Origin of the sequence: Bacteroides celer (assembly GCF_002632415.2) — a bacterium.
In the GTDB taxonomy this organism is placed as follows: Bacteria; Bacteroidota; Bacteroidia; order Bacteroidales; family Bacteroidaceae; genus Bacteroides.
In genome coordinates this window covers 5,772,490-5,798,015 of record NZ_CP178209.1, presented here as the reverse complement: position 1 = coordinate 5,798,015, position 25,526 = coordinate 5,772,490, and the positions used below count along the sequence as shown (strand labels likewise).

Sequence of the window (25,526 nt, the reverse complement as noted above, 5' to 3'; positions counted from 1 at the left end):
ATTAATACTTGAGTTGTTGGATATATATACCCAAGACGCAGGATCTATATATCCAACGCGTTAGATCTATATGGCCAATACATTGGATCTATATACCCAACAAATTGGATGTATACACCCATTAATCTATATGATGTAAGCATCTCTACAGTGCTATCTTGTCATTTATCCTTCGGCTTTTTATCTTTGTGAAGGAGGTGAAGGATGGCTCTTTCTGTATTTTGCATCCTCTTTCACCATAAGGTTTTGATTTATAGTCATTCAGCTAAAGGTGAAACCGGTGAACCTTCAAAATGAATCTTATAGTTACAAGTAGGCTTTAGAAGGTTCTGTCTTAAGCTTATTGCTGTAAACTTCACGGCTCTTTCTTTTAAATGAAAGAGCCGTGTTAGTTGTAGAGAATTTGACATTTAATGCATGTACCTATTTCCGTAGAACATATACATTCCTTGTATCAGAAAGTTGATGTATAGATAATGATAGATTGAAGCGGTAAATATCTTTCTCCGTCTTTTGGAGCGCGATGCTATATAGTCTTTTTACATTCTAATAGAAAAGTGAGGTTATCGTTTACCTAATGTCAACAGACTTTCCGGTCCCATATTGAACAACAAGTCTATGATACTCAAATTAGGTAGAAAACCCAGTTTGGGCTCGAAAACCTGATAGTAAGGTTGCGGAATAAACTCTGTATCCACTTCTCGGAAATCTTTTTTGGGATGAATAACTTCCCGAAAATCGAATTCTCCGGGAGCAAACTCCATCTTATATTCGCTAGTACGCTCCATAGTGGGGTGAATATCTATCAATTCACAGACCATCCGGCATAGTTCTTCGTTGAAATCGATTAAAAACTCGTATTTCTTTTCGTAGAAGGGACGGAAGTCGTCCTTGTAATATTCAAAGAAAGGAGTACTGTTGTAGGCTGATTCGATGGCGTTCCAGTGCAGATGTCTCCAGTTGCCGTGGTCGGAAATGCGGATATCCTTCATCGGACACTTCAATGTGTCGGGTTTTACGGTTGGGATAGAAAGGGCTAATTCGCCGGACGGGCCGGCAATGGTGCACCGGTTACGATAGGTTTGTTTGATATAATGGTCGTGTTGTTCTACAAACACTTTGTCATAAGCCAGAAGTTTGGTGTAATATTCGACGGGAGCGAGATAAGCTGAAGATAAATAAGCTATTTTCATTTCTTTCATTTTAATACGTTTAGGGGGCTCTATAATAAGGATATTAATTAAGGATATTATTAAGGAGTTATTTCTTTTATGTTCCGGAAGATTATTTCACCGTTCTGAAGAAACGGTTCCATCGGTATCCGTCAAACAAGCCTGTCTCTTTTTCTTTGGAGAAACAAATGATGGAGGCTTTCCCGATGATATGGTCTTGCGGGACAAACCCGAAGAGCCGTGAGTCGGAAAAGTTGACGGTATTGTTAGACCCCATCCAATAGTAATCTTTAGTGAAATAACAGTGTTGTGTAGGTTTGCCGTCTACGTAGAGAGTGTCGTTCTTTATTTCTGCCTGTTTGCCTTCGTGCATCACGAGGGTATTCCGCAGTAAGGTTATGTTCCAGGGATAGACCCGGATAAATTTCCCTTTTCCGGGAACAATCAGCGGATTCGGTTCGGCATCTTCCCTGTTTGACAAAGGTTGGACAAAACTCTCTTTCCCATTCATTGCCTGTTCCAACAAATAATATTCGTAACGGCTGAAACTACGCACATGAGTACTGTCATTACTTCCCATCAATCCGTCGTTGGTGATGGAAAGAGTATGCATGAGTGAGGTAATCAGATTTTCTTTTGACGCGGGGTACGAATAAAGCCTTTTCTTATCCGGATTGAATTGTGCCTCTGGAGAAATAACGGAGAAAAGAGAATCGACCAATAATGTATCTCCCGGAACTCCGAGGCAACGGCTGATATAGATTTCCCGGCGGTCGATGATAGGTTCCCGGATTCCAGCCGGATTATTGAACACTACAATATCTTGTTGCCGTACAGGACTTTCGCACCAACGATGATAAGAAAAGAGCGACATGAAAGGAACTCGCAATCCGTAACTCCATTTGTTCACTAAGATACGTTCACCCTGGAAAATGGAGTTTTCCATACCGGTGGAAGGGATAAGGCAGGACGTAAAAGCAAATCCCCGGAGCAGAAGCACTACGACTACTGCTCCGGCAAATGCTAGTATCCATTTGAATTTACGAATGTTCATCAATATTTATCACCTTATCACTCTATTCTATCCGTACACTTATCAGTCTACCCACTTGAAGAGGCGGTTCCAGCGAATCTTACCGTCAAACCATCCACGGTCTTTGTCAAGCGACAGCCATACGACAATCGGCTTGCCCACTACGTGATCTTCGGGTACAAAACCCCAATAACGGGAGTCGGCAGAGTTGTGACGGTTGTCACCCATCATCCAGTAATAATCCATTTTGAAGGTATATTCATTGGTCTTTTCACCGTTGATGTAGATACCGTCCGGTTTCACTTCCAGCTTGTTGCCTTCGTAGGCTACGATGCAACGCTCATAGATAGGCAGGTTGTCTTCTGTGAGGGTAATGGTAGCTCCTTTGGCAGGAATCCAGATCGGACCGTAATTGTTGCGGTTCCATTTGGTATAAAGGTTCAGCGGATACATCTGTCCGGCGTATTCTTCCGGTTCCATTACTATTTTGCTGATTAGCTTTTTATTGCCAAGGAGAGTGTCATACATCTTTTTAGTCAATGGAAGATGATATACCGGATTCAGTTTGCCTTGCGCATTCCGGTTGTCCAGTCCCATATCCAATAATCCGCCTTCCCAGCCAGAGTCTTCTATCAGCATGGTGTCATCCTTGCTGATGCCTAATTCGCGGAGCATATCTTCCGGAATGTACGGGCCGGTAGTCTGTACGAAGTAGTTGAATTGCAGGTTTTCGGGGTTCTCAATCGCCTTACCGTCAATCATCACCTGTCCGTCTACAATTTGCAATGTATCACCGGGCAAGCCGACACAACGTTTCACATAATTCTCGCGACGGTCTACCGGACGCCACAGTACTTCACCGTAAGTACGCGGATTGTTTAGAATCTGTTTACGTCCGGCGTCATAGTAGAGGTCATAGATTGCACGTTGCTGTGAACGTGTCAGGCTATCCATTTCAATCTGTTTGGAGTAGATGCGTTGTCCTTCACCATAAGCCAGCGTATAGAAGTCCGTTGTCTGTTGGTAGTTCACTGCCACCGTATCTCCTGCCGGGAAGTTGAAAACCACAATGTCATTCAGCTTCACTTTGCCGAAGCCCGGTACCCGTTTGTATTTCCATTGTGGCCACTCAATATACGATTTAGTATTGAATACAGGCAGCGTATGTTGTGCCAACGGCATAGAAAGGGGAGTGTTCGGTACGCGGGGACCGTAGCTCATCTTGCTTACATACAGGAAATCGCCTACCAGCAATGATTTTTCCAGCGAAGAGGAAGGAATCTGGTAATTCTGGAAGATGTAGATATTGACGAAGTAGACGGCAACCAACGCAAATACGATGGCATCCACCCAACTCATCACACTGCGGACAGCCGGATTCTTCGACTTCTTCCAAAAAGACCAAGGTATTTTCTTTGTGATATAAATATCGAAAATGAAAGGAACAACAATCAATCCCCACCAACTCCGTACCCAGAGGAGGAAGACGAGGTAAAGTAGAATAGCAATGGCACATTTGATCCATTGTGCGCGTGTGGCTTGTCTCATAATGTTATATTTGTTTAGAACTAGCTTCTGAAATCTTAGTCGTTCAAGAATGGGAATAAATCACTCATGCCCAAAAAACCTTCGTGTGTGGCAGTATATTCGGCTGCCAGTACGGCTCCCAATACAAATCCACCACGACTTTTGGCATCATGCGTGATAGTTATGCTGTCTACATCAGATTCATAGCGAATGGTATGAAGGCCGAACACTTCTCCTTCGCGGATAGAGGCGATAGGAAGTTCATTAGGGGCGCAATCGTTGGTTCCGCTAATGGTTCCGTCCGGTGCAAGGAAAGTGCCTTTCACCCATTTGTCCTTACGGTCCAGCTTTTCCAGAATACCTTCCGCCAATGTAATGGCTGTTCCGCTGGGAGCATCCAGTTTGTGGATATGATGTGTCTCGCTCATGGTGACATCATAAGCAGGGAACTGATTCATGATTTTAGCCAGATACTTGTTGACAGCAGAGAAAATGCTGACTCCCAGACTGAAGTTGGACGACCAGAACAGTGTTTTGCCTCCTTCAGTGCAGAGCTTTTTGATTTCTTCGCCATGCTCGGCCATCCATCCGGTACTGCCCGATACCAGTTTCACATCGGCTTTGAATGCTTTCATATAATTGCTGTAAGCTACCATCGGATTGGTAAACTCAATGGCCACATCGGCCGATTTGAATGCTTCCGATTCGAAGTCATCCTGATTATTGATGTCAATGATGCAGACGATTTCATGTCCGCGACTACGGGCAACCTTTTCTATCTCTTTGCCCATCTTTCCGTAACCGATCAGTGCTATTTTCATTGTTTTCTGACTTATATTCAAAATAATAGTCGCAAAGATAAGATTTTTATTACATTTGCAGCGCACATTAACGTCTTGTTAACATGGAACATCTTCTCCACTACGTGTGGAAGCATAAATTATTTCCCCTGAAAGTACTGCAAACCACCAACGGCTTACCGGTAGAAGTGATTGACTCCGGTCTGCAAAATCCCAACGCCGGTCCCGACTTTTTTAACGCGAAACTAAAGATTGATGGTGCCTTATGGGTAGGGAATATAGAAATACATACACATTCTTCCGACTGGTTTCGCCACGGACATCATTCTGACAAAGCATACGACTCTGTGATTCTCCATGTAGTGAGTGAAGCAGATACGGAAATAACCCGTACCAACGGTGAACAGATACCGCAACTATTACTTACCTGTCCGGACAATGTGCAATTACATTACCACGAACTTTGTGTAGCCGATCAGTATCCGGCTTGCCATCCCATCCTTGCCTCTCTTCCCAAACTTACCATTCATTCTTGGCTGACCGCTTTGCAAACGGAACGTTTGGAGCAGAAAGCGCAATTAATCACACAGCGTCTCAAACATTGTAACAGTAATTGGGAAGATGCATTCTTTATCACCCTTGCCCGTAATTTCGGTTTTGGCTTGAACGGAGATGCTTTTGAAACGTGGGCGGGACTGTTGCCGTTTCGTGCGATGGATAAGCACCGGAATGATTTGTTTCAGATAGAGGCTTTTTTCTATGGTTTGGCGGGATTGTTGGAAGAAACGTTTCTGAAAAAGGAACAGGAAGACGAGTATAGTCTCCGTCTTTGTAAGGAGTTCCGTTATTTGCAGCGGAAGTTTGAAATCAGGCAGGGGATGGACGCTACGTTATGGCGTTTTCTACGGCTTCGTCCGGAAAACTTTCCGCATATTCGCTTGGCGCAATTAGCTTATCTCTATCAGAAAGGGGATAAGTTGTTTTCACGTTTGTTGGAAGCGGAAACTCTGGTGGATGTGAGAAACTTACTGGATGCCCGTACGTCTCCCTATTGGGAAAATCATTATTTATTCGGGCGACCGTCTTCACAAAAGGAGAAGACGATGGGAGAGCGTTCCAAGGATTTGATTATCATTAATACAGTGGTTCCTTTTCTTTATACATACGGTCTGCATAAGGCAGATGAACGAATGTGTGAACGTGCCGGACGTTTTCTGGAAGAATTGAAGGCGGAGAGTAATCATATTATCCGCTCGTGGAGCGATGCCGGGCTTCCGGTTGTCAGTGCGGCGGATAGTCAGGCATTGATACAGTTGCAAAAAGAGTACTGTGATAAGCGAAAGTGTCTGTACTGTCGCTTCGGTTATGAATATTTGAGGAAAAAGTAGCTTCGAAAAAAAGGCTTTGGTCGATGAAATATGTATAATTTTACCACGTTAGTGTATTTTTCTATGTATACGTTTTTTTATTTTATCACTATCTTTACATTGTGCAATAAACAAAACATCTTATAGAAAGAACAATATTATGAATAAAATTATTAGCCTTTTCATTGCTGTATTTTTTAATGTATATACTTCTGCTCAGATAAATGCAGGAAGTACCAAAGAATCTTTAATGACTCTTGACGAGATGCCATCATGGATTTTAAGTAATATTCAATTTCCTCAAGAAGCGTACAAATATGGAATAGCTGGCATTGAACAAGTTTGTATTAGTGCATCTTGGGATGGAAAAGTTTTCATAACAAGCATACTGAATACATTAAATCCTGCTTTTGAGAAAGAAATTATGGATGTCATAAGTAAAGCTCCTCGATGTCGATATAATGGAAGTCAACCTAAAGATATATATAAATATATGCTAATTGATTTTCATCAATATATTCCTGAAGATAAACGGGAACAAATACAACAAGTAACTATGCATATTCCACCGCGTTTATCGAATATTCCTACGAGTCCTTTTAATAGCAGGGACAAGTTTGTTCAATGGATACACAACAATATTCAAATACCATCAACACTGAAATGTTATTCAGATACATTACTTTTTCAGTATACAATAACTAAAAAAGGAAAGGTAAATAATATATCTATATTACAGTGTAAGAATGATATTGTAAAATGTGCGATAGAGGATTTATTAAAAAAATCTCCTAAATGGGAACCGGCCATTGCTGATAGAACAACTCCAATTGATGTTACTATATGTGATAAGATTATTATAAAAACCGATAATGATGGAATGCTTTTGCCATTAATAGTGTATCGTGATGATGTTTTTTGTAATACAAGAAGCAAACCAACTGATCCGGATATGATCGTTTTTAATCCAGAAATAAAGGCAAAATACAATGAAGAGGGTAATTTCTTGAAAAATATTATGTGTGATGTTATAGTTGATAAAAAAATGGTTCTGAATGGCTCGTTTGTTATAGAAAAGGATGGTACGACTAGTCATATAGAAATTTCAAACAGTCCGGACGCGGAAACTGATAGTATTGTAACAGAAGCTATCGCTCGAACAAAATGGATCGCTGCGATGCAAGGAGAAAGCGCAGTACGAACGATTTATTCATTTGGGGTAAATAAGCAACCGCGAAAACAAAATCAATCCAGTAAGTATTCTTATTATGATATTTTCGGTAAATATTTTATAGCCCTCCAAGCTAATCCGATGCGTACGTCATATAGATTCATTCAGGGGGATGGAACGATACAGAACTATCCATTTAATAATCAAGGACTGTTTGACTATAAGGCTTATTACCAAGGAATGTTATATTACTACAAAAATATGGCCGGAAAGAATAGTAATATTTCAAGAGATTATTTTGATAAACTCTATAAAATGTATGCGGGATATTAAAAGAAAAGATTTGTGCAAAAAGACAATTTCAAGGAAAAAAATTTAGTTCCCAATATTAGATATTGCGGTCTCTATCAAGGAAGCCAAAGTCTGCTTATAGACTTTCTTCAGTAATCTAATGGGTTACAGATGGCAGATGTGTGATAGCTGACTTGTACTGTGGTAGATACTTATTGTGTTTTCTTTATATTCTTTTCTTTATGAAGAAACTCTAAAATTTCAGCTTCCATTCGTAAAGCTTTTGTTCCTTTTTTCTTTATCGGTTGTTTTAAAAGATAATTTCCCATGTCGATGGCTGCATTTATATTTCCTTTGTCTATATAAAGCTGGAATAATTTGTACGAAGGAGTGATATGATGTGGAATCATGGCAGCAGCCGTTTGATAGCATGCTTCAGCTTGAGCGTAATCTCTTTTTTGTTTCCAAAAATCTCCCATCTTGATATATAGTTCACTATTAGGAGCAATTCGGGCAGCTGTTTGTAATATTTGTGGTTTTGTATTTAAAGGATAATCTTCCAAACTACTTTTTGAGTAGATGTACATTAACTGTGGATTATAACAAAATAATGGGTATAATGTGGATAGTTGAGAATGGGCTTCTTCGGATATTTTATTTTTATCCACTATCCTGATAATTGTGGTAAAAGTTTTATGGTAAATATGATAGGACCAGATTGATATACATATAATAGAGATGGAGGCTATACTTCTAACGATGTATTTTGCTAAAATAGATATTGTAAACACTTTTATGGTTTTGCTTTTCATCATTCCTATTATGCTGATGAATAATATTTCTAATGGAAAAACCTGGCCAGGATAAGAAAAAAAAGAGAAGACTAGGAAAGTGGTTAAGGCGGATTTCAGACAATGGTCAGTATTATTCTTTTCTTTATAACTAAATAATGCATAAAACAACCATGAAACAACAACTAATCCAACTATTCCCTGTTCTGCTGTTATATATAAAAATTCGTTGTATGTATAAAAAATGTTGTCAGCTAATAATGTGTATGGAGAATTTGTAGCTTGTAAGAAATATTCAGCTTGGTAAAGCATGTAATTAGCTTGCCATCCTCCGGTCCCAATACCGAATAGAGGATAATCTTCTATCATCTTTATTGTGTTATACCATATTAGCAATCGGCCATCTGCCGAATCTCTTCTTATAAAGTAGATTGATATGATAAAAACGGTGATGATAAGCAGAAAACCTGATTTCAAAAGAGTTGGTTTGACTTTGATTGTATGTTTTCTTTTTAACCATTGCCATAGGAATATCATGCTTCCTACCAATGCAGCTGTCCACCCGGCGCGTGAACCAGATAATAGTAAACCATATAAAATAAAACAGGCTATCATGCAAAATGATAATGTTAATATACGATGCTTGTTTTGTATGTTTTCATAAATGAAAAAAATAGATACTATCCAGCATACTGCTAATAATCCGCCTAATGGTCCTGGATTTCCAAACGTTCCTGTGATTCCGAAATCATGATGATTGCTCTCTAAATAATTCACTTTTTGAAGTGTTGAAATGATTACTTCGGTAATTCCCCAAATACAGACTATGTATAATAGGCAATAGCACTGTCGTTTTGGCATAATGCGTATACACGTATATATAAGGCATAATACAGTCACTCGCCAAATTGATGAGTAGTCAATAGGTACAGCTCTATTTAAGAACAGTAATATGCAAATTGATATAAGTAATATATCTTGTATTCTGATGTTTTCAATAGAATAGCTTTTCATACTGTTTATAAGGTACATTTAATTTAAGTGGAAATATATTTATATATGATTTATCCTAAAGATGAGCAATGTGTAATCTAAATTTTCCAGCACTCTTGGTTTTGTTTTACACAAAGAATGCTGGAAAATAATAATTTTCATAATCGATCGGCACTAATTTTTACAGAACTGTACCGTATAATAATAAAACTTCTTAATCTATATATAAATTCTTCTCATATCTTTTAGAAGTTAGTTTTCCTGTTTTTTCATCATTAGAATATGTTGAAAGAAACAAATGTGCCCTTACTACATTATTGGCTGGGATAGAATCCAAAGGATAGGAGAGTTCTATTCTTCCTTTTGGAGATAAACTCTTGTGTAATATCCATTTCCCGCTTTCAAGAGTAAATAGACAAATCGTCAAATCCGCGCTTTTCCCATTAGAAGATTCTGTTAAAACAATATAGCTTCCACTAAATTCACTTAACCGCCCTTGATTCATAACTAAAATTTCTTTGTCTGTATTATTAGTAAGTATAAGGGTTAAAGAATTATTCGGTTTATCATAAGAAAATTCAATTTTTACTTCTTGGGCGGTACAAAAAATAGAAATGCCCAAAAGTACAATACCTATAAATAAATGTTTACTTGTTATCATTTAATTTGTTTTATGGGTAAATCATTTTTATATCTTTTGCTAACTAATTTTCCTGTCTTCCTATCTCTAAAATATGTGGAGAGGAATAATCTAGCTCTTGTAACATTATTTGCAGGGATAGCTTCAAATGAATAAAAAAGTTCTAGTCTTTCGTTAGGGTTTATTGTTTTAGAACGGATCCACTGTCCATCTTCATAGTCATATAACGAGATGATTAGATCACTCTGTCCATTATCATGTTTTTCAGTTAAAATAATGCAGCTTCCAGATGATTCATTCAATAGGCTTTGATTCAATACTATTATTTCTTTATCCGTATTATTGAAAAGTTTTAGAATCAAAGCATTGTCTTGTCTATTATAAGCAAAAGTAATTTCTAAATCCTGTGTTTGTCCCTTGCTAGGAATTGACATACACAATAATATACTTATAAAAAAAGATTTAATTGTATTCATAATTTTATTTATTTGATGATTGTTCTGTAGCAATTATTAGAAGTTGTTCATAAGTCCATTCTAACCAAGTTCTTTCATTCTCATAATAATGTGATACCTCTGGAAAGTTTTCGCGTTCTGCTTTATGCGTCTCTAATTCATTTTTATAATATTCTATTGTTCCATAGCGATCAATGATTAATTCTTGCTTAAAATCAGCTTCTCTTGTTTCGGGAGTCATTATATATTTGCCATACATTATATCTAATCTTTCATTCAATATCTTTTCAATATATGGTGGAGGATTTAGGACAATTGTTTTTTCGAGAATAGTCATTTCAAGTTTTCCATAATGCTTATGGTCAATATGGTACATCTCATGCCATATTGTGGCTATTCTATCTATTTCTGTTAAATTATCTGAGCTAAAAAATAATTGACATAGTTGAAGAACTCCATCCTTGCTTGTACGTGCAGTTGAACGACAATAGTTTTGTTTTTCAATTGTGTATTTCGTTCGATCAATATTCTTAAGCTTTTCTAGTTGGATTAAAAGGCTATTTACTGCTTTTTTTTCAGCTGTAGATAAAGGAATAGATTTTTCATCAGAATTCTGGTCACCATTATTATTTTCTGTCACAGTATCATCTTCCGTACTCGTCGATTCCGGTTCTGTCGGTTCGGGGTCTATTGTTCCACTATCGGGAGGTGCTATGATTTCCCATTCATCGTTTCCGCCACTTGTTTCATTATTATTTGATTCTGGAGTAATTATGACTTCTTCAAGTGTCTCACCAATATAAGTGTAATCATCTTCATTACCATAATCATAATCGTAGTTATAGTCATCTTCTCCACGCGTTAAGACCATCTTTTTCTTTTGAATATATACAGTAGATGCTAATGCGCGAGCCTGCTCATACTTATCTGATAAATTAGTTTTCCCTGAAGCATTTAATAGAAATACCCCTCTCGTTTTTACTCCGTTCTTAAAAGTACTTATACGAGCTGTAACTTGTGAATATACACAGGAATATAATGCTACTCCTGTAAAACCACCCTTGTCTGCACAATTTATAAAGTTGTTACAAGTTTGTGCACCATTTCTACTATCATATAATTTGGAGGGTATCAAAGTTAAGATGTATTGATCCATTCTATTGCTCTTTACATCTTTTACTATCACTAGTTTCTGATATACATTGACTTTTCCTGCAGAAGGCTTGCCATTTCTTTCATCTACATAAATTGCTTTAAAGTGATAAGTCGGAGTTATAGGAATATCATAGCAAGCGAGTCCGTTGTTGGTAGAACTGACTGCTGCATCCCAGTTAGGTACGAAATCACCGGGGGAAACTGTTTTATTCCTTTTGTTATCCAATGAACGACTTAATGTTAAATTAGCATGAGCTTGAGTTTGAAAAAAGTTTTTAGCTTCTTGCAAACTAAAATCTTTCATGTCAGTCTGTAAACCTGATTCTAGCAAATCTTCATCTTTGCAATTTACTATACTAATGACAATTGCAATTACACATAAAACAGTATAAATATAAGTTGATTTTTTCATAAAATAATCATTTTAATCCTTTTCTTTTCATTTTTCTTTCAAAATCGTATTTCCACCAACCATACCATTTTTTATAATTATCAACCTTGAATAAAGGATTTACTGTCTTACAGAAGGTTTCACCTAATTGGGAGAGTTGGTCGTATTTATCGCTATCAGACAGTTTTTTCTGATTGAGAATCTTATATTCTTCAATTGCATACTTATTATAAGCTGTCTTGAATTTGTTTATTTGCTCCTGATTTAGCCCATATCTTGATTTCAAAGTATGATCTAATGCTGCATTATTTACTTTTTTCCACTTTACAGAAACAGACGGAACAGTCTTTGCTATTTTTTTTGCCATCTCATCATCAATAGCCATCAGTTCCACTTCCCTTTCGGCATTTTTTTTATTGCTATTGAGTATGTTTGCACGTTTTTGTTTATACGTATCTTCTATTTTTGCTATGGTAAAGGCATCTTTGTATGTAACTCCATATTTGTCCATATTGTCAAGTGCTCTGAAGAACAGTCTCTTATATTCGATATACCAAGTCCCATTTTCAGTTCCTAATATTTGTTTTATTTTAATATTTAGCTCGGATACCATAGTATCACTATTTTCATATTTTTCCCATGCTTCTCCAGTATCTTTATGCATTTTATCTCGTTCTTTGACCCATTCCGATTCGGCCTTATACAAAGCACGCATTTTTTCATATGGAATAAATTTGTTTTCACTTAGTATTTGGTAACGTTCCATTTCTTGGGTACAAGAGCTCCATTTTTTATGTTTTCCTCCAGAAAATGCTTGGCTGATTATTGTACCATATTTTTTATAAAGCTTTTTTTGTTCCGCTTTAAATTGAGTAGAGCTAATTTTCCGATTCTTTAGCTGGTCATTCTCTTTCTGTAAGGAGAATAGAATTTGTTCGTATTCATCTGCCTTTTGACTATTGATTTTATACGTTCTCATCATATATTCCTTGCGTTTACCGATGTTTACGCCCGGAATAATTTGTGAAAAGCCCACACTTCCTATTAAAAGTAAGGACAAAAACAAAGTAATTTTTTTCATAATTTTATTATTTAATAGTTAGAAATGATTTTACCACCATATCTGTTTCCCATTTTCATAAGTGAATGGACGTTCTTCACGGCCTTTAGTCAAATTGCGCAACCATAACAGAGCTTTTTGAGGTACGTTATCATAAACGACACTATCACCTATTGGTCGTTTCCGGCCTAAACTTATCCATTGATCCTGCCAATAAAACAGTTCATAAGTGTCTGTTGAAACTATTGCATTATCGTCATTACGTGGAGCAAATCCAATTTTTGAAATCTTCACAGGTTTATATAAATCCACACCAACCCATAAGTCTATGCCACCACTCACTTGATAATAGGTAAGTGGTTGTCCATCGAAAATATTAAGCATAGTACTGTCTTCGTATATAGCATCACAAGCTATAGGGTGGAATGGTAGAAGCTTTTCATCAGATTGATATAAACAAAATTCTGCGATACTAAAGGTCCCTTTTGGTTTTCTATAACGTATGTAACGATAGGCTTTCTCTGCAGATATTTCTATCTTTTGCATTTTGCTTTCCGGAGTTTTTGTTATTTTATAAAGTTCCGTTGCATCAGAAAAGTCTGCTTTATTTGCCCCTTCAAAAACTCCCATAATCATCAATTTTGAGAAATCAACAATTCGCATATTCAAAGGGAATTTGCGTTTACATACTACTCTTTCAAGATGTTTAGTGTCTGGTTTTATTTCCCTTACTGAATCCTCCGATACTATTATTGGGCTGCCTATTGGAATGGCCTCTTCATTTACCCAGTGAGTTGGGAGATAAACTATGCCATCACCTAAATCAATAGCTTCCTTATTACGATCAACATTGTATATATTTCCAGTCCCAATGTGATGGAATGTTTGAGAAGAGGAAAAAGCAACAGGTACCCATCTTTTTGGGGAAAATACAGATAAAAAATTTTCTTTTTCTTTATTTATATTAGTCGAGACTGTAACATCACAAGAGCCGATGTTGTGCAATTTTGTAACATCCAGTAGGTCATTGTGACGAAATAATTCGGGAATATTGTCGATGTGTTTGGCTAAATCTTGTATTGAATACATCTTACGATATATTTTAGGAGTTTTACGTGATAGGTAATAATCTCCGTTTGCTTGTTTGTCTGTGTTTTGTAATGGATATATTTTATTGTCTGGTAATATAATTGAAACAAAAGAATGTCCATTGTTATTGCTTCCCCAATAAGGTACAAATTCAAATGCGGCAGGAATTCCTACTGACCGTAAGGCCATAGTAACTAATGCTGTTCTATCATCACATTTACCATATCCTGTCTTTATTATTGATGAATATGATTTTAATGTATCTTTGTAAAATTCGGGAGATAGCTCTATTTTAATTTGAGCATTTATATTCTGTGCTGTTTGAATAATATCGTTGGTACATTGTTTCTCAAATTTTCTACTACAGTCCCATTTCCAATAATATTGTAATGATTCATCAGCGACTCTGTATGGTAAGATGTATTCGCAGAACTGTTCGAATGTATAATTTTTCAAATAAGGACTCTTTTCTTTTAAAAAGAATGAATGCTCTAGTGATTTTATGAGAGAGTCAGCTTTTACTATATCAATATCATATATTTTCTGTTCTTTGCCATTGATGGAATATTTGTTAGGCATATTTTCTATCAGAAAGCAAGCAGCTTTATATTTATCTTTGTCCTTATTTGTTTTATAATGTTCTAAAAAGCGAGTAAGTTCCTTTTTATTTGTTTGAGAATTGTTTGCTATTTCCCATGCTAGTTTTTCACTGGATGAAGTACAACTGAGTAACAAGAGAAGTAAAAATACGGTGTAAATTGTTTTCATAGTATTATAATGTTAAAGTGTATTCTTTGTTTGTATGTTGTTACAAAGGTGAGGAGAAATAAGTATTTAGGTATGAGTAAATGGTACATTAGTAGGATGAAAACGTACATTATTTGACCGTAGACGAATGGAATCGGATATTTCTTTAAAATCTTTTATTTAGAACGTAATAACGAAGTTTCTTTTGTGCCTTGATTTGAACCAATTTTAATGTATAAAAGTATTGCAAAACCAAACTTGTTACTATCTTTGCGCCGTCAATTAAACTATTAATTTATATAGTGTTATGAGAGCTAAAAAGTTTGTATGCTGCTTGCTGGCTATGATGCTGCTCGCAGGTGTTTCGTTTATCTCCTGCGGTAATAGTTCCAAGGCAAAAGCCGATAGTGAACTGACTACACAAGACGGTGAAGATTTCAAATCCTTTCTGGATAAATTTACTTCCAGTGCAGCCTTCCAGTATACTCGTATCAAGTTCCCATTAAAGACTCCGATCACTTTGTTGGCAGATGACGGAGAAACCGAGAAAACATTCCCTTTCACTCGGGAAAAGTGGCCGTTGCTGGATAGCGAAACCATGAAGGAAGAACGTATCACCCAGGAAGAGGGAGGTATTTATGTTTCCAAGTTTACGTTGAATGAACCGAAGCATAAAATCTTTGAGGCAGGCTATGAAGAATCCGAGGTTGATTTGCGTGTCGAGTTCGAGTTGCAGTCGGACGGGAAATGGTATGTGGTAGATTGCTATACAGGTTGGTATGGATATGACTTGCCGATTGGAGAGTTAAAGCAGACTATTCAGAATGTGAAAGAAGAAAATGCCGCATTCAAAGAAATACATCCTTAGAAAGGAGAAATAAGTATTAAGTATCAAGTGTTGAGTATTAGCCAGTCATTTGATGTTAATACTTAATATTTGATACTTGATACATGATATCGATTACGGTTCTCCGACATAATATCCCAGTTCAGATTCTTTTCCATCCACCATCTCTCTGACAATACCATTTTTGGTGTTGAACTCTTGATAGAGTTCTTCATAATCACGTGTATAGTCTGCATCGGGGACTACGTTAACATCAAATTTAAGTTCGGCTCTCCCGTCGGGGAGCATATTGCCGAAAATCCGGATGCGGTGAACCACTTCGCCTACATTCTTGATGCTGTTGTAGGTTGCTTTGAATTGCCTGATACCGTCTTCGGGAATGATGATATGCGAACTTTTATCCAGAATGATACAGCCACAGGAAGGTTGCATTTCTGAAATGATTAACGGAGCGTCTCCCGTGTTGGTGATGGTAAACATGATATCGAGTTGCTGACCTTGCTTGATAGGGTAATAGTGCCTGACGGAATCTTTTATCGTCATGCTGGTGGGACGTACTTCCTTCCTGCACCCTGTAAAGCAGAGCGGAAGTGCCGTCAGTAGTAAAATATAGAATATAGATTTATTCATTGTTGCCATTTATTTTTGTTATATCACTTTTTCAGCATTTAAGGGATGAATGCAATTTCATCGATACCCATTTGCGTTCCCAGCTTCTTTAAACAACTGATTTTTATGCTTAATTGTTCTGTTCCGTTCAAGTCTGCCGGAACGGTGGCTTTCATCATTTCTCCTTTTTCTGGGGAGTCTTCCGGTTTTAAGTCTATTGTTTTATAGGCTACTCCGTCTTTCAACAGTTGAACTTGCTGTGGAGCATAGATGCGGTGGCGGGGAAGATTCAGAAAACTGATATAGAATGTTCCTGATGCATTGAGTCCTTTAACCGGCAGGTTGATGGTACATTCTTCTCCCGGAATGATAACCCAACCGCAATGATAGTCTCCGGGTAAACCGTGAGTGCCGTCGGTCAGTTTCTTTGAATCATTTTTATTTAGTTTAGGGGCTGTGGAAGGATTCATTCCCAGAAACAAACTTTTCTTTATGTCGGAAGCAAGTATATATTGTTCCCATTCCTTTATATAATAGTCAATCTCATAAGCTGACTCATTATAATATTCCATTCCGGCAAATGCTTGATGCTCTTTGAGCTGGGTGACCCATTTACGAGCTTGGGGAAGCGGTTGAATATCCTTTCCATTCCGCTTGGCATATCCGTAAGCGTCGAAACCGTGGTCACGTGCTAATTCCATGCGCGTGAAAGACAAGGCGGTCTGGAGCTCGTGCAGCTTTTTGCGCTCTTTCCCTTTTGCTTCGGATACAAAATCTCCCATTTCATCATAGAATTTGATAAACTTCTCCGGATAGAGGAATCCTTTTTCCGATTCTCTGATACCGGCGTAAAGTCCGAGCCGCTTTCCGGATTGGGCGTTGTTTTCTAGCTCTGTGTAGTAATCGTACAGCCATTTTTTGGATACCGGGTATTCCTGATTGAAATAGCTTTTAATTAACTCATCAACCGGAAGTTCCGGGTTGATAAGAAGGGCTGATAATACAAAAGTCCTCATTTCATCGAAAGAAGAATAGCTGTAGCCGCTTCCGTTGAAAAATATGCCGCTGGCTCCGTGTTGTTTGAAAAGTTGGAGTCTTTGCTGGGCTATCTTTAATATGGGGAAAGGAGTGAGGTAGTCGTCGAAGTTGTTGATATAGTCCCATATATAGATGTTGTTCGTTACTTTCTTCCAGTTGTCGAGTTGTTCCGCAAATTTCTTGTCTTGCTCGTCCTTGCCGTCTGTCCGGCGGAGCGGGTAGTCGATAGCGCTGACAATTACCCCGACGTTAGGCGGGAGCTGCTTGTCTGTGACTTGTTGCGTAGTCAGGTAGGAAGTCGTAAAGAACGTGTGTTTGGGAAAACGCTGCGACAGGCGGAGGATCAGTTCCGTAACGGCGGGGGTTGCGTTCTTCTCTGTATTTCCCAATGCGGTACAGGTGGCACACGTACAGGCGTACGGAGTATCATCCGGTGCGATTACAAAACGGAAATTCCCCTTTTCACCGAAGTTATCTACGATGTAACTTTCTATCTGGCGATACATATCCTCGGAAGAGAAACACAGTTGTGAGTCATCTGTCTTCCCGTGAATGGTGGCATATACTTTCTCTGCATCTTTTCCCAAGACTTTTCGCAGGTTGTGTCCCCATATTCCCCAGCTGTCATCAAAGTTGTTCAGGCCGATAACGCCTGTATGATCGGCGTTCAGGCCGTATGGAGAATAAATACTTTGATAGTCAAATGCAAAAGCTCCGCAAGTATCGTTGAGATTGATAAGGGTGGGAGGAAGATCCGAACCGTCTATACGCGGGTCTTCTTTGCTGATCTTCTTTATCAGTTGGTATTGCAGCCATAACATTTGTTTGTCGTCACTTGCGGTCAGTCTGATATCAGAGCCTTTGCAGGCTACTTTGAATCCTCTCTGCAATGTTGGGTCTATCTGTATGATGATGCGCCACATGTCCATTTCGGAAACGCCAAAAGCTACTATTTCATCGTCGTTTGCACGCTTCTTGAGATGCTCGTACAGGTATTTCGCCCACCGGGTGTCTCTGTCGGTCGGATCCTCACCAATGGTGACGAGATACCCTTCTTTAGATGGGAACATCTCCGTGCGTGCCTGCATACGGCAGCCGGATAAAAGGCAGCAAATACATATCATTCCTGCCAATACAGGGCCAAGCGTATCAGAATGAAATATAAACTTGTGCATAGATGTTATATAAGTTTTTATAGCGTGTCGATATGGATTCTATCTGGTTGGACGGACTTATCCCTCGCACCGTATTGGTTTGGTTATAATAGGTGTTCCAAGTGCCCATCAAGCCTATGGTAATGTTGGGACTGACCATATACTGACCTCCCAATCCCACCATGGTATTGGTGTGAGAGAAAGAGCCGGGCAGCGCATAGTCCAGTACGGCCGTTTCCGGTGCCGATCCGATGCTTGCCATGGCGTTGATATTTGTCTTTGTATCGCTCGCCGGGAAGTATTTGGCGCCAATCTGCGCATTGTAATAGAAGTTAGAGTTGAAGAAGTGCATATCGATCTTCGTGTTGAGACGAACGACTTCAATGGTCTTGGCTAATTCTCCGCCTACAGTGAGTAGGTTAGTCTTTGACTCATTCCAACCCGTAAACAGATAGCCATTGTCTCCGGTGCCGCCTGCAAAGAATTCATCGTTCCATTCATAACGCTTTGTGTAGGCGGCTACCCGTCTATAACCCACATGTGCGCCTATTTCCCAATCATTCTTGAGATAATGCCGTAAAGCGACATCAGCCGTTATGTCCGGGAAGTATTTGGTCGCAAAGGCTGCATTGGCCGTGAGGCTCCACTTCGGTGAGAAGTGATGCGTCCACTCACCTTGTACCTGAATGCCAACCCCTCCTGGTGTCTGTTCTTCAGCCTCCATGCTGTCGCTTGCCGAGCCACTTCGCCCTGCATAGTTGAGGCGTCCTGTGTAGCTGTTCTTCTGGCCTTTTCGGGTATATTCGGCTGTTGCAACAGAGGTAATGATATCTTCTTCTCCGTAGCGTGCACGGAGATAGGTCAAAGCAATCTCATTCTTGAGCATCATGCTTCTAAGGCCCGATAAATGTCGTTGGAAAGAGCGATATTCCATGATGGATGGCTCGTAGTACTTTTGGTAATAATAGGCTGAATCCGCTTGACGGTTGGCTTCATATACCACTCCCTTGGTGTACTTCAATGATTTGTTCTGACTGTCATAAAGCAAAGCTGTATCAAGAACAGCGAGAGCCTTTTCCGGTTCTTTGGCCTTTGTCAGTTGCAGGGCACGGTATTCACTGCTCTGTGAGAATGCGCCTATAATCTCTTTGTTGCTCGGGTATTTATTGAGTATCGGCTTCAGGAATTCCAAAGAAGCTTCGTATCTCTTGTCACGTTCAAGCACGGTAGCTCTTTTAGCCTGATAGAATGGTTCTTCAGGATAATAATTGATTCCTTGTGCTGTATATTTCTCGAATTCATCGTATTTTCCGAGTAAACCGGACGAATTGATGGCATACCGTAATCCGAGATCGCTCGATGGATTCAGGCTAATTAGCTTAACAGATTCCTCGTATGCTTTCTTCGTAGCTCCGGCTTCCATACATTTCTTGATGTACGGCACTGCTAGTTCCTCGTATCCGATAACATAGAAAATGCGCATATCCTCATCACTCTGCTCGATGACAGATAGATACAGTTGCAAAGCCTCTTCGGTTTTATCCATTTTATCGAGAATAAATGCCCTTTTCAACGTGCCGTTTTCGTAATCAGGGAAGTGAAGAGTGATGGTGTCCAATGTTGCAAGTGCTTCATTGTAACGTTTCATATTGATATAGCAACTCAAGGCTTTTTCCCATGCGGCACCGTTCACTTCATTGTCGTCTACATGTTTTTGAGAAACGAACAATACGTGCGGCAATGCTTCTGCGTACAGACCAAGTTCCATCAGTTTTTCAGCTTTCTTCATGTGTTGTGCGCTCATGGCAAGCGTAATATCATAATCATCAGGATACATCTCATACATCTTTTTCAGCGTTGAATAGGCAAGATCATCCTCATTCATCTGGCGATAAAGCATATATTCTTTATAAAGAATTCCTTTATCATTGTTGCCATATTGTTTTTTAGCTTCTCTGATATAGAAGAGTGCGTCATCGGTATATCCCCGGGTGACGGAAGTGTTCAGCAGGTAGTCTAATGCTTCCTTGTTCTTATTACCTCCTTCGTAGGCCATGCCATATAATACATAAGGATCCCGCTGTTTCTCTGCTCGGGCAGCCTCCATTAACAGGTCGTTATACATACGCCGTATGGCAGGGCTGTTGTTTCTTCGCATTTGCTCGCGTATAAACACCAGAGCTTCCGGATAACGTGCCAATTCACTAAGGATACTCGCCCTTTTGACAATAAGCGCACCGCTTCCCGGTATGGCAGCCAAACCGTTGGATGACCAGCCTAGAGCAGCTTCCCGGTTTCCTTCCTGTAAATGCAGGTTAATGATGTCCAGATAATATTCTTCGTTTTGAGGAGATACTTTGATAAGCTCCGTCAGCTTTTCGATAGCCTCTTTTCGGTTACCACCTTTTTTCATTTGCTGGTAGCCTACCTCCATGCTGTAGATATAATCCTTCCTTAGAATCGTATCGTTCGGGTAAATCTGATTGATTCGTTTCAACAGGCGGTCTGCTTCCACATCGTTGTTCTGCTTGCGGTACAGTTCAATCTTTCTTCGCCATAAACCTCTCCAATACGGATTTACTTCCAGCAACTCATTAACGTAACAAATAGCACTGGAATAATTCTCGGTGATATCTTCTACGTCTACCAGCAGATGTTTGGCATTGACGTTGTTGTAATTGTCATCTATCGCTTTGACAAGATGATAACGCGACTGGTCATAGTTCTTTTCGTGGAACCAGTATTTTCCCATGAGCCATTCAAGGTCAGAAACATTCGGGTATTTCTGAAGGCCCTCCTCCAACAGCTCTTTCCCTGCTTCCCATTCCTCGTTCGCAAAATGCTCCTGTACAATCTGGGCATATTGCTCCGGTGTCTGGAATCCGTTGTCGGTCCCGGAGGAAGAGGTTATCAGTAAAAACAGACAACCTAATATGGTGATCTTATGGAGAAATTCTCTGTTCATTCTATCTTGTCTTTAATCTTTCTTTCTTGTTTAAATCGTAGCAGGTTCGGGCTTCATTGCCGTTATATCAGTACCGTCTGCACTTTCTTCTTTCTGCTTGAATCCTTTCCGTTCCATGTTCCTCCACTTGAAGTCTCTATTGGTCAGATAACTGAGGTATCCTATCAATGAACAGAAAGTGATGATGGGATGATAGAAGATGGGCTCCAATATGGACGCAATGATAATCCACAGGTATTCATGGGGCACTTGCAAAAACCTGTGTTTAGCCAAATATCTTTGAGAGTCTGAATAAGAAGAACTTTACATCTATAACCCCATGTAGTTGTGCTCGAAACTGCTTGATCTTTGAATTAAGAGATTCAGCAGACGCATTGGTAGACCGATTGATGAAGTAGTTGAGAATCTCTCCCTGCCGTTCATAGATGGTTGCTGCAACAGTGTTGAAGTTTTCGTCTCCGAACTCTCCGACTTTTGCATACCATTGGGCGAGGCTTTTCTTCCCGCTTTCCCTTGTGGCGTTTTTGTTATTGAAAATCATGCGCAAAGAGTGCGAGATTGAATATGCGGTCTTCATATCAGGATAGAGTTCAAACAGCAGCCTTGCACGGATTTTCTGAGTCGCTGTCCATTTATCTGCCGATGTCATCAGCAAATAGCGTGAGCGCGTCAGGAGTTCACAGACGGTATCTCCGTTTGACAGCCTCACAGGCTCGTACTTCTCATTCTTGCGGTTAGGCTTCCGTCCTTGTTTTCCTTTCCGTTTGCCTCCATTCTTCTCAAGACGTCTCTTTCGTGCCTCGGCATTCTTCTTGTTACGGAGCTTGTGCTGCTCGCGCGCTTCCACTTCGGTACGTTGGGCCTCGCGCCTGTGCCTGATACGCACTTGCTGCATGGCATCGTAGCAGTCCTTCTGGACATGGAAGCGGTCGATGGTTATCGTGGCATACGGGAAGCACTGCTTTACTATGGAATGCATGCTCTCGGAGAAGTCCATCGTTACCTCCAGCACCTTAGCCCTCTCGTACCAAAGGATGCGCATCAACGCCTTTACGACATCCTCGACCTTTGTCCCCTTGATAATGGCCACGATAGCTCCCTTGCCGCCATGGGCAGCCTTGTTGGAGATTATTGTATAAAGTTCACCGTCAGAGAGCGCTGTCTCGTCAATGCTCAGTTGTGGCCCTATGTTCTTATAGAAGACAAGCCAGTCCTCCGCATGTGACAATTCTTTCCACGTGCGGTAACCGCTGAGGAAATCCTTGTAGGCACGTTCGAACTCGTCAGCCTTGATGTGATACGGTTTCTGGAGTGATCTGGCTGTAATCGGGGATGTATCCAAGGAATTCTTTTAAAAAAGCGGCAAACTCCTTAGTGTGCCGTGTTCCTTTTGCTGTCAACTCCCAATCTCTGCTATACGTCCTGCCCAAACCGTCCTTCCAACGGCGACGGCATACGTGCAGAACGGTACGGTGCTCGTTGAGAGGAAAGTGGTTGATGCATGATTCCGGGTAGAAACCGTTGGGAGACAGCTCTGTGTGACCATCCGGCTGAAGGTTCTTCTCGTGAAGATACAGATGGAGAATCTTCTCCACGCCACGTTCTTCTTCCTTAACATCGGTAAGGTCAAAATATTCGTTGAACTCCGAAGGGAGTATGTAGCTTAATAGCTTTACTAATGGATTCTCTGACATTGCTATATGATTGCAAAACAAAGGTACTACAAAGATTTTTTATAGCAAAAAATAACAAACGAAAACACAGGTTTTTACACGTGCCCCGTATTCATATCCTCTTTTATATAGCATCCCGACATTGTAGTCGTAGGTAATAACAACGATGGAAAGGAACTGGCAGAACGTATAGATCGTCAGGTAAATCATCCATGCCGTGTTCCAGTTGACTGCTCCTGTAAAGGCCAGATAGATAAATACTATCAAACCGACGAGCTCGATGATTGGTGCCAGAAACTCAAAAACGAACATATAAGGCAGAGTTAACATTCCCATCTGCTTATACGTCTTTTTGAAAATCATCTTACGATGGATATTAAGTGTCTGGAACAATCCTCGTGCCCAACGGGTACGTTGACGGTAAAGCATTGCCAGGTTGGGAGGTCCTTCCGTCCAACAACAAGTATCAGGAATCTGTATAATCTTATAAGGACGGGAGAAGTCGCACATATATCCTACCATGCGGGTAATGAGGTCCATGTCTTCGGCAAAAGAGGGAGCATCGTAGCCTCCGGCTGCAATCGCTACCGAACGGTCGAAAAGACCGAATCCACCGGAAACATTCGGCATTCCATTGATTGCGGACCACCCCATCTTGCCAATCAGATAGGAACGCATATACTCCAGATTCTGGAAAAGTGGAATCGGTGTACGGGGAGTTCTAACGTCTATGATTTGCCCGTCTTTCACGACGCATCCGTTAGCCATCAACATCGTTCCGCTGACTGCAATTACTTGCTTTTCTGAAGATATAATGGGCGAGATACAGCGATAAAGAGCATACTTTTCCAAAATGCAATCCACATCCGTGCAGATAAAATAAGGATGAGAAGCAACGTTGATACCCGCATTGGATGCATCCGCTTTGGTTCCTCCATTTTCTTTGTCTACAACGATAAGTCGGCTGTATTTCGGGTTGGAGGATTTGAGGAGTCTTCGGAACGGTCTGGTTTTGATTCGCTCAATATAAGCATAGGGCACTTCTACCAGTTCATAATATTCGGTCATCTTTTCCAATGTGCTGTCCGTACTTCCATCATTTACAATAACCACCTCGAAAAGCGGATATTCCAATGCAAGCATGGAGTTCACATTATCAATGATTGTCTTTTCTTCATTGAAGGCAGGAGCAATTACCGAAATGCCCGGTGTATAGGGGGATTCCTTGATTGTTTTCCGCATATAGCTTTCCACATAGTAATCCTTTCTCCGTTTTAGAGAAATGAAAGAGAGGAAGGCGAATGTGACGAAGAATATCGCCAGCATGCTCGTATAAAAGAATACGAAATAATTGAAGAATGTAAATATTATATCTCTCATGTTCTCTAGTTTAACTGGTTGATTAACGGATGCTTGGTGTGGGCAAACAATATAGCTGTGTGGGAATCTGCTTTTCTTTCCAATTGATCGAATGTTTTCCTTCCCATTGCACTATACTCATAGAGGGCTTTGAGTATGACTCTCTTGGTTCCCCAGTTATCTGCTTCATCATAAGCATTGTAAAGAAATCCTAAAGCCTTATCGGTCTTTAGATCCGCAATAGCCGAAATGATTTGTCGTTTGACTTCTTCCGGTTGTACATTATACATTTCAATCAGCTTAGGTTCAACCTCTTTGTATTTTAGTTTACCTAAAGTCTTGATTGCTTCACCCCGTATTTCCACAGAACGGGCATTGAGTTGCTTCACGAGAATTGGGGCACTTTCGGTTTCATTATATAACCGGATTTCGTTGATAAAGAATATCTTAACGTTTTCTTCAGCTGAAGTATTCACCCATTTAATAAAGGTGGGTGTGTTATATCCCACTTTCTTACGGTGTTCCAAGATAGCGTGTAACTCCATCATGTCCCATTGCCTTAACTTCATACCAATATCTTCGTCGAAGAAGCGGAACGGATCACCCTGGCTTAACCACATATAAGTATAGCGTGCCGAGTTTCTTAGTTCTAGTTCACGATGATAGAGGAAACGCACCAATACTGCTTCAGAGGCATAGCCATTGATGGACTGAATAAGTTTCAGAGCTTGTATCTTTGATCTTTTGGAACCGAATTGAAGTTCGCGTTCAAGGAAACGTGTGATTTGGAATACGGTTTGAATCGTTTGATAGTTTAGTTCATTGATCTCATCTTCATGCACACTCTTGATTTCTGTTAATAGTTGAGTGATAATACGTAACTCATTAGGCTTGGGACGTTTTTTCGTATCATATTGTAATCTATCCGCGATCTCTTCTTCACTCAATGTGTTGGAATCTAGTGAGATAGATTTCATTTCCTCGTAATATTTATCGAAAGCTTTATTGTATCTTTGCTTCTCTTTCCGCCTTTTGAATATGCCATATATAATATGGAATAGGAGAAATAAATACGCAATAATACAAAACATTACAGCAATTGAGCATATTCTTATGATTAAAGGATAGCCAATAAACTTGTAATATATCCAATAGAAATAATATTCTATGTAATCTATACCATACAGTACTTGATCCAT

General features: G+C 39.6%; 19 protein-coding genes and 2 pseudogenes. 3 read left to right on the top strand and 18 right to left on the bottom strand.

Translation table 11 applies throughout. From position 1 onward, the window contains the following. Nucleotides 1–563: 563 nt before the first annotated feature. The 4 genes from CJF29_RS23060 to dapB all read right to left on the bottom strand — a co-directional run bounded on the left by CJF29_RS23060 (nt 564) and on the right by dapB (nt 4,553). A complete protein-coding gene (locus CJF29_RS23060; RefSeq protein ID WP_099146081.1) occupies nt 564–1,202 on the bottom strand; it encodes a WbqC family protein in 639 nt (212 codons plus the stop codon). Between the two features lie 82 nt (nt 1,203–1,284). Continuing rightward, complete coding sequence (gene lepB, locus CJF29_RS23055) at nt 1,285–2,226, bottom strand: signal peptidase I (RefSeq protein WP_099146080.1); 942 nt, start codon at nt 2,224–2,226, stop codon at nt 1,285–1,287. A gap of 42 nt (nt 2,227–2,268) precedes the next feature. After that, nucleotides 2,269–3,753, bottom strand: a complete 1,485-nt coding sequence (gene lepB / locus CJF29_RS23050) for a signal peptidase I (RefSeq protein ID WP_004307501.1) — start codon at nt 3,751–3,753, stop codon at nt 2,269–2,271. A gap of 35 nt (nt 3,754–3,788) precedes the next feature. Then, the gene (gene dapB, locus CJF29_RS23045) at nt 3,789–4,553 is read right to left on the bottom strand and encodes a 4-hydroxy-tetrahydrodipicolinate reductase (protein WP_004313836.1); all 765 of its coding nucleotides are present in this window, start codon (nt 4,551–4,553) and stop codon (nt 3,789–3,791) included. Nucleotides 4,554–4,636: 83 nt separating this feature from the next. On the opposite strand from dapB, the gene CJF29_RS23040 reads away from it, so the two are divergent. Next, nucleotides 4,637–5,920, top strand: a complete 1,284-nt coding sequence (locus CJF29_RS23040; RefSeq protein WP_004310333.1) for a DUF2851 family protein — start codon at nt 4,637–4,639, stop codon at nt 5,918–5,920. Nucleotides 5,921–6,059: 139 nt separating this feature from the next. Beyond that, complete coding sequence (locus CJF29_RS23035; RefSeq protein WP_004310334.1) at nt 6,060–7,403, top strand: energy transducer TonB; 1,344 nt, start codon at nt 6,060–6,062, stop codon at nt 7,401–7,403. A 170-nt stretch (nt 7,404–7,573) separates the two neighbouring features. Here the strand turns inward: CJF29_RS23035 and CJF29_RS23030 are convergent, their stop codons facing one another. The 6 genes from CJF29_RS23030 to CJF29_RS23005 all read right to left on the bottom strand — a co-directional run bounded on the left by CJF29_RS23030 (nt 7,574) and on the right by CJF29_RS23005 (nt 14,703). Beyond that, nucleotides 7,574–8,929 (bottom strand): O-antigen ligase family protein, encoded by a 1,356-nt coding sequence (locus tag CJF29_RS23030; RefSeq protein ID WP_225483861.1) that lies wholly within the window; start codon nt 8,927–8,929, stop codon nt 7,574–7,576. 430 nt (nt 8,930–9,359) lie between these two features. Next, nucleotides 9,360–9,806 carry a hypothetical protein gene (locus CJF29_RS23025; RefSeq protein ID WP_008641713.1) on the bottom strand — a complete coding sequence of 149 codons (447 nt, stop codon included), beginning with the start codon at nt 9,804–9,806 and terminating at the stop codon, nt 9,360–9,362. After that, entirely contained in the window at nt 9,803–10,261 is a 459-nt protein-coding gene (locus CJF29_RS23020) for a hypothetical protein (RefSeq protein WP_008776122.1), read from the bottom strand. The genes CJF29_RS23025 and CJF29_RS23020 overlap by 4 nt, the downstream gene beginning before the upstream one ends. 4 nt (nt 10,262–10,265) lie before the next feature. Then, on the bottom strand, nt 10,266–11,807 hold the full coding sequence (locus tag CJF29_RS23015; protein ID WP_008641715.1) for a hypothetical protein: 1,542 nt from the start codon (nt 11,805–11,807) through the stop codon (nt 10,266–10,268). A 7-nt stretch (nt 11,808–11,814) separates the two neighbouring features. Beyond that, nucleotides 11,815–12,867, bottom strand: a complete 1,053-nt coding sequence (locus CJF29_RS23010) for a hypothetical protein (protein ID WP_004313841.1) — start codon at nt 12,865–12,867, stop codon at nt 11,815–11,817. A gap of 30 nt (nt 12,868–12,897) precedes the next feature. Next, nucleotides 12,898–14,703 (bottom strand): transglutaminase domain-containing protein, encoded by a 1,806-nt coding sequence (locus CJF29_RS23005; protein ID WP_004313842.1) that lies wholly within the window; start codon nt 14,701–14,703, stop codon nt 12,898–12,900. A gap of 286 nt (nt 14,704–14,989) precedes the next feature. On the opposite strand from CJF29_RS23005, the gene CJF29_RS23000 reads away from it, so the two are divergent. Continuing rightward, nucleotides 14,990–15,550 carry a hypothetical protein gene (locus CJF29_RS23000; protein ID WP_004313843.1) on the top strand — a complete coding sequence of 187 codons (561 nt, stop codon included), beginning with the start codon at nt 14,990–14,992 and terminating at the stop codon, nt 15,548–15,550. A gap of 93 nt (nt 15,551–15,643) precedes the next feature. Here the strand turns inward: CJF29_RS23000 and CJF29_RS22995 are convergent, their stop codons facing one another. From CJF29_RS22995 to CJF29_RS22960, 8 genes and pseudogenes are all read right to left on the bottom strand, one after another. Beyond that, entirely contained in the window at nt 15,644–16,159 is a 516-nt protein-coding gene (locus tag CJF29_RS22995) for a DUF1573 domain-containing protein (RefSeq protein WP_099146105.1), read from the bottom strand. A 38-nt stretch (nt 16,160–16,197) separates the two neighbouring features. Next, nucleotides 16,198–18,351 carry a DUF4838 domain-containing protein gene (locus tag CJF29_RS22990; protein WP_099146079.1) on the bottom strand — a complete coding sequence of 718 codons (2,154 nt, stop codon included), beginning with the start codon at nt 18,349–18,351 and terminating at the stop codon, nt 16,198–16,200. Beyond that, nucleotides 18,326–21,295 carry a hypothetical protein gene (locus CJF29_RS22985; protein ID WP_099146078.1) on the bottom strand — a complete coding sequence of 990 codons (2,970 nt, stop codon included), beginning with the start codon at nt 21,293–21,295 and terminating at the stop codon, nt 18,326–18,328. Before CJF29_RS22985 ends, CJF29_RS22990 begins: the two co-directional genes overlap by 26 nt. A 30-nt stretch (nt 21,296–21,325) precedes the next feature. Continuing rightward, a pseudogene (locus CJF29_RS22980) lies at nt 21,326–21,538 on the bottom strand (glycosyltransferase family 2 protein); the annotation flags it as partial. A gap of 22 nt (nt 21,539–21,560) precedes the next feature. Then, a complete protein-coding gene (locus tag CJF29_RS22975) occupies nt 21,561–22,637 on the bottom strand; it encodes a transposase (RefSeq protein WP_002558306.1) in 1,077 nt (358 codons plus the stop codon). Next, nucleotides 22,579–22,989, bottom strand: a complete 411-nt coding sequence (locus CJF29_RS22970) for a hypothetical protein (RefSeq protein ID WP_002558307.1) — start codon at nt 22,987–22,989, stop codon at nt 22,579–22,581. Before CJF29_RS22970 ends, CJF29_RS22975 begins: the two co-directional genes overlap by 59 nt. 87 nt (nt 22,990–23,076) lie before the next feature. Then, a pseudogene (locus CJF29_RS22965) lies at nt 23,077–24,348 on the bottom strand (glycosyltransferase family 2 protein); the annotation flags it as partial. A 5-nt stretch (nt 24,349–24,353) separates the two neighbouring features. Beyond that, the gene (locus tag CJF29_RS22960) at nt 24,354–25,526 is read right to left on the bottom strand and encodes a HEAT repeat domain-containing protein (protein ID WP_099147524.1); all 1,173 of its coding nucleotides are present in this window, start codon (nt 25,524–25,526) and stop codon (nt 24,354–24,356) included.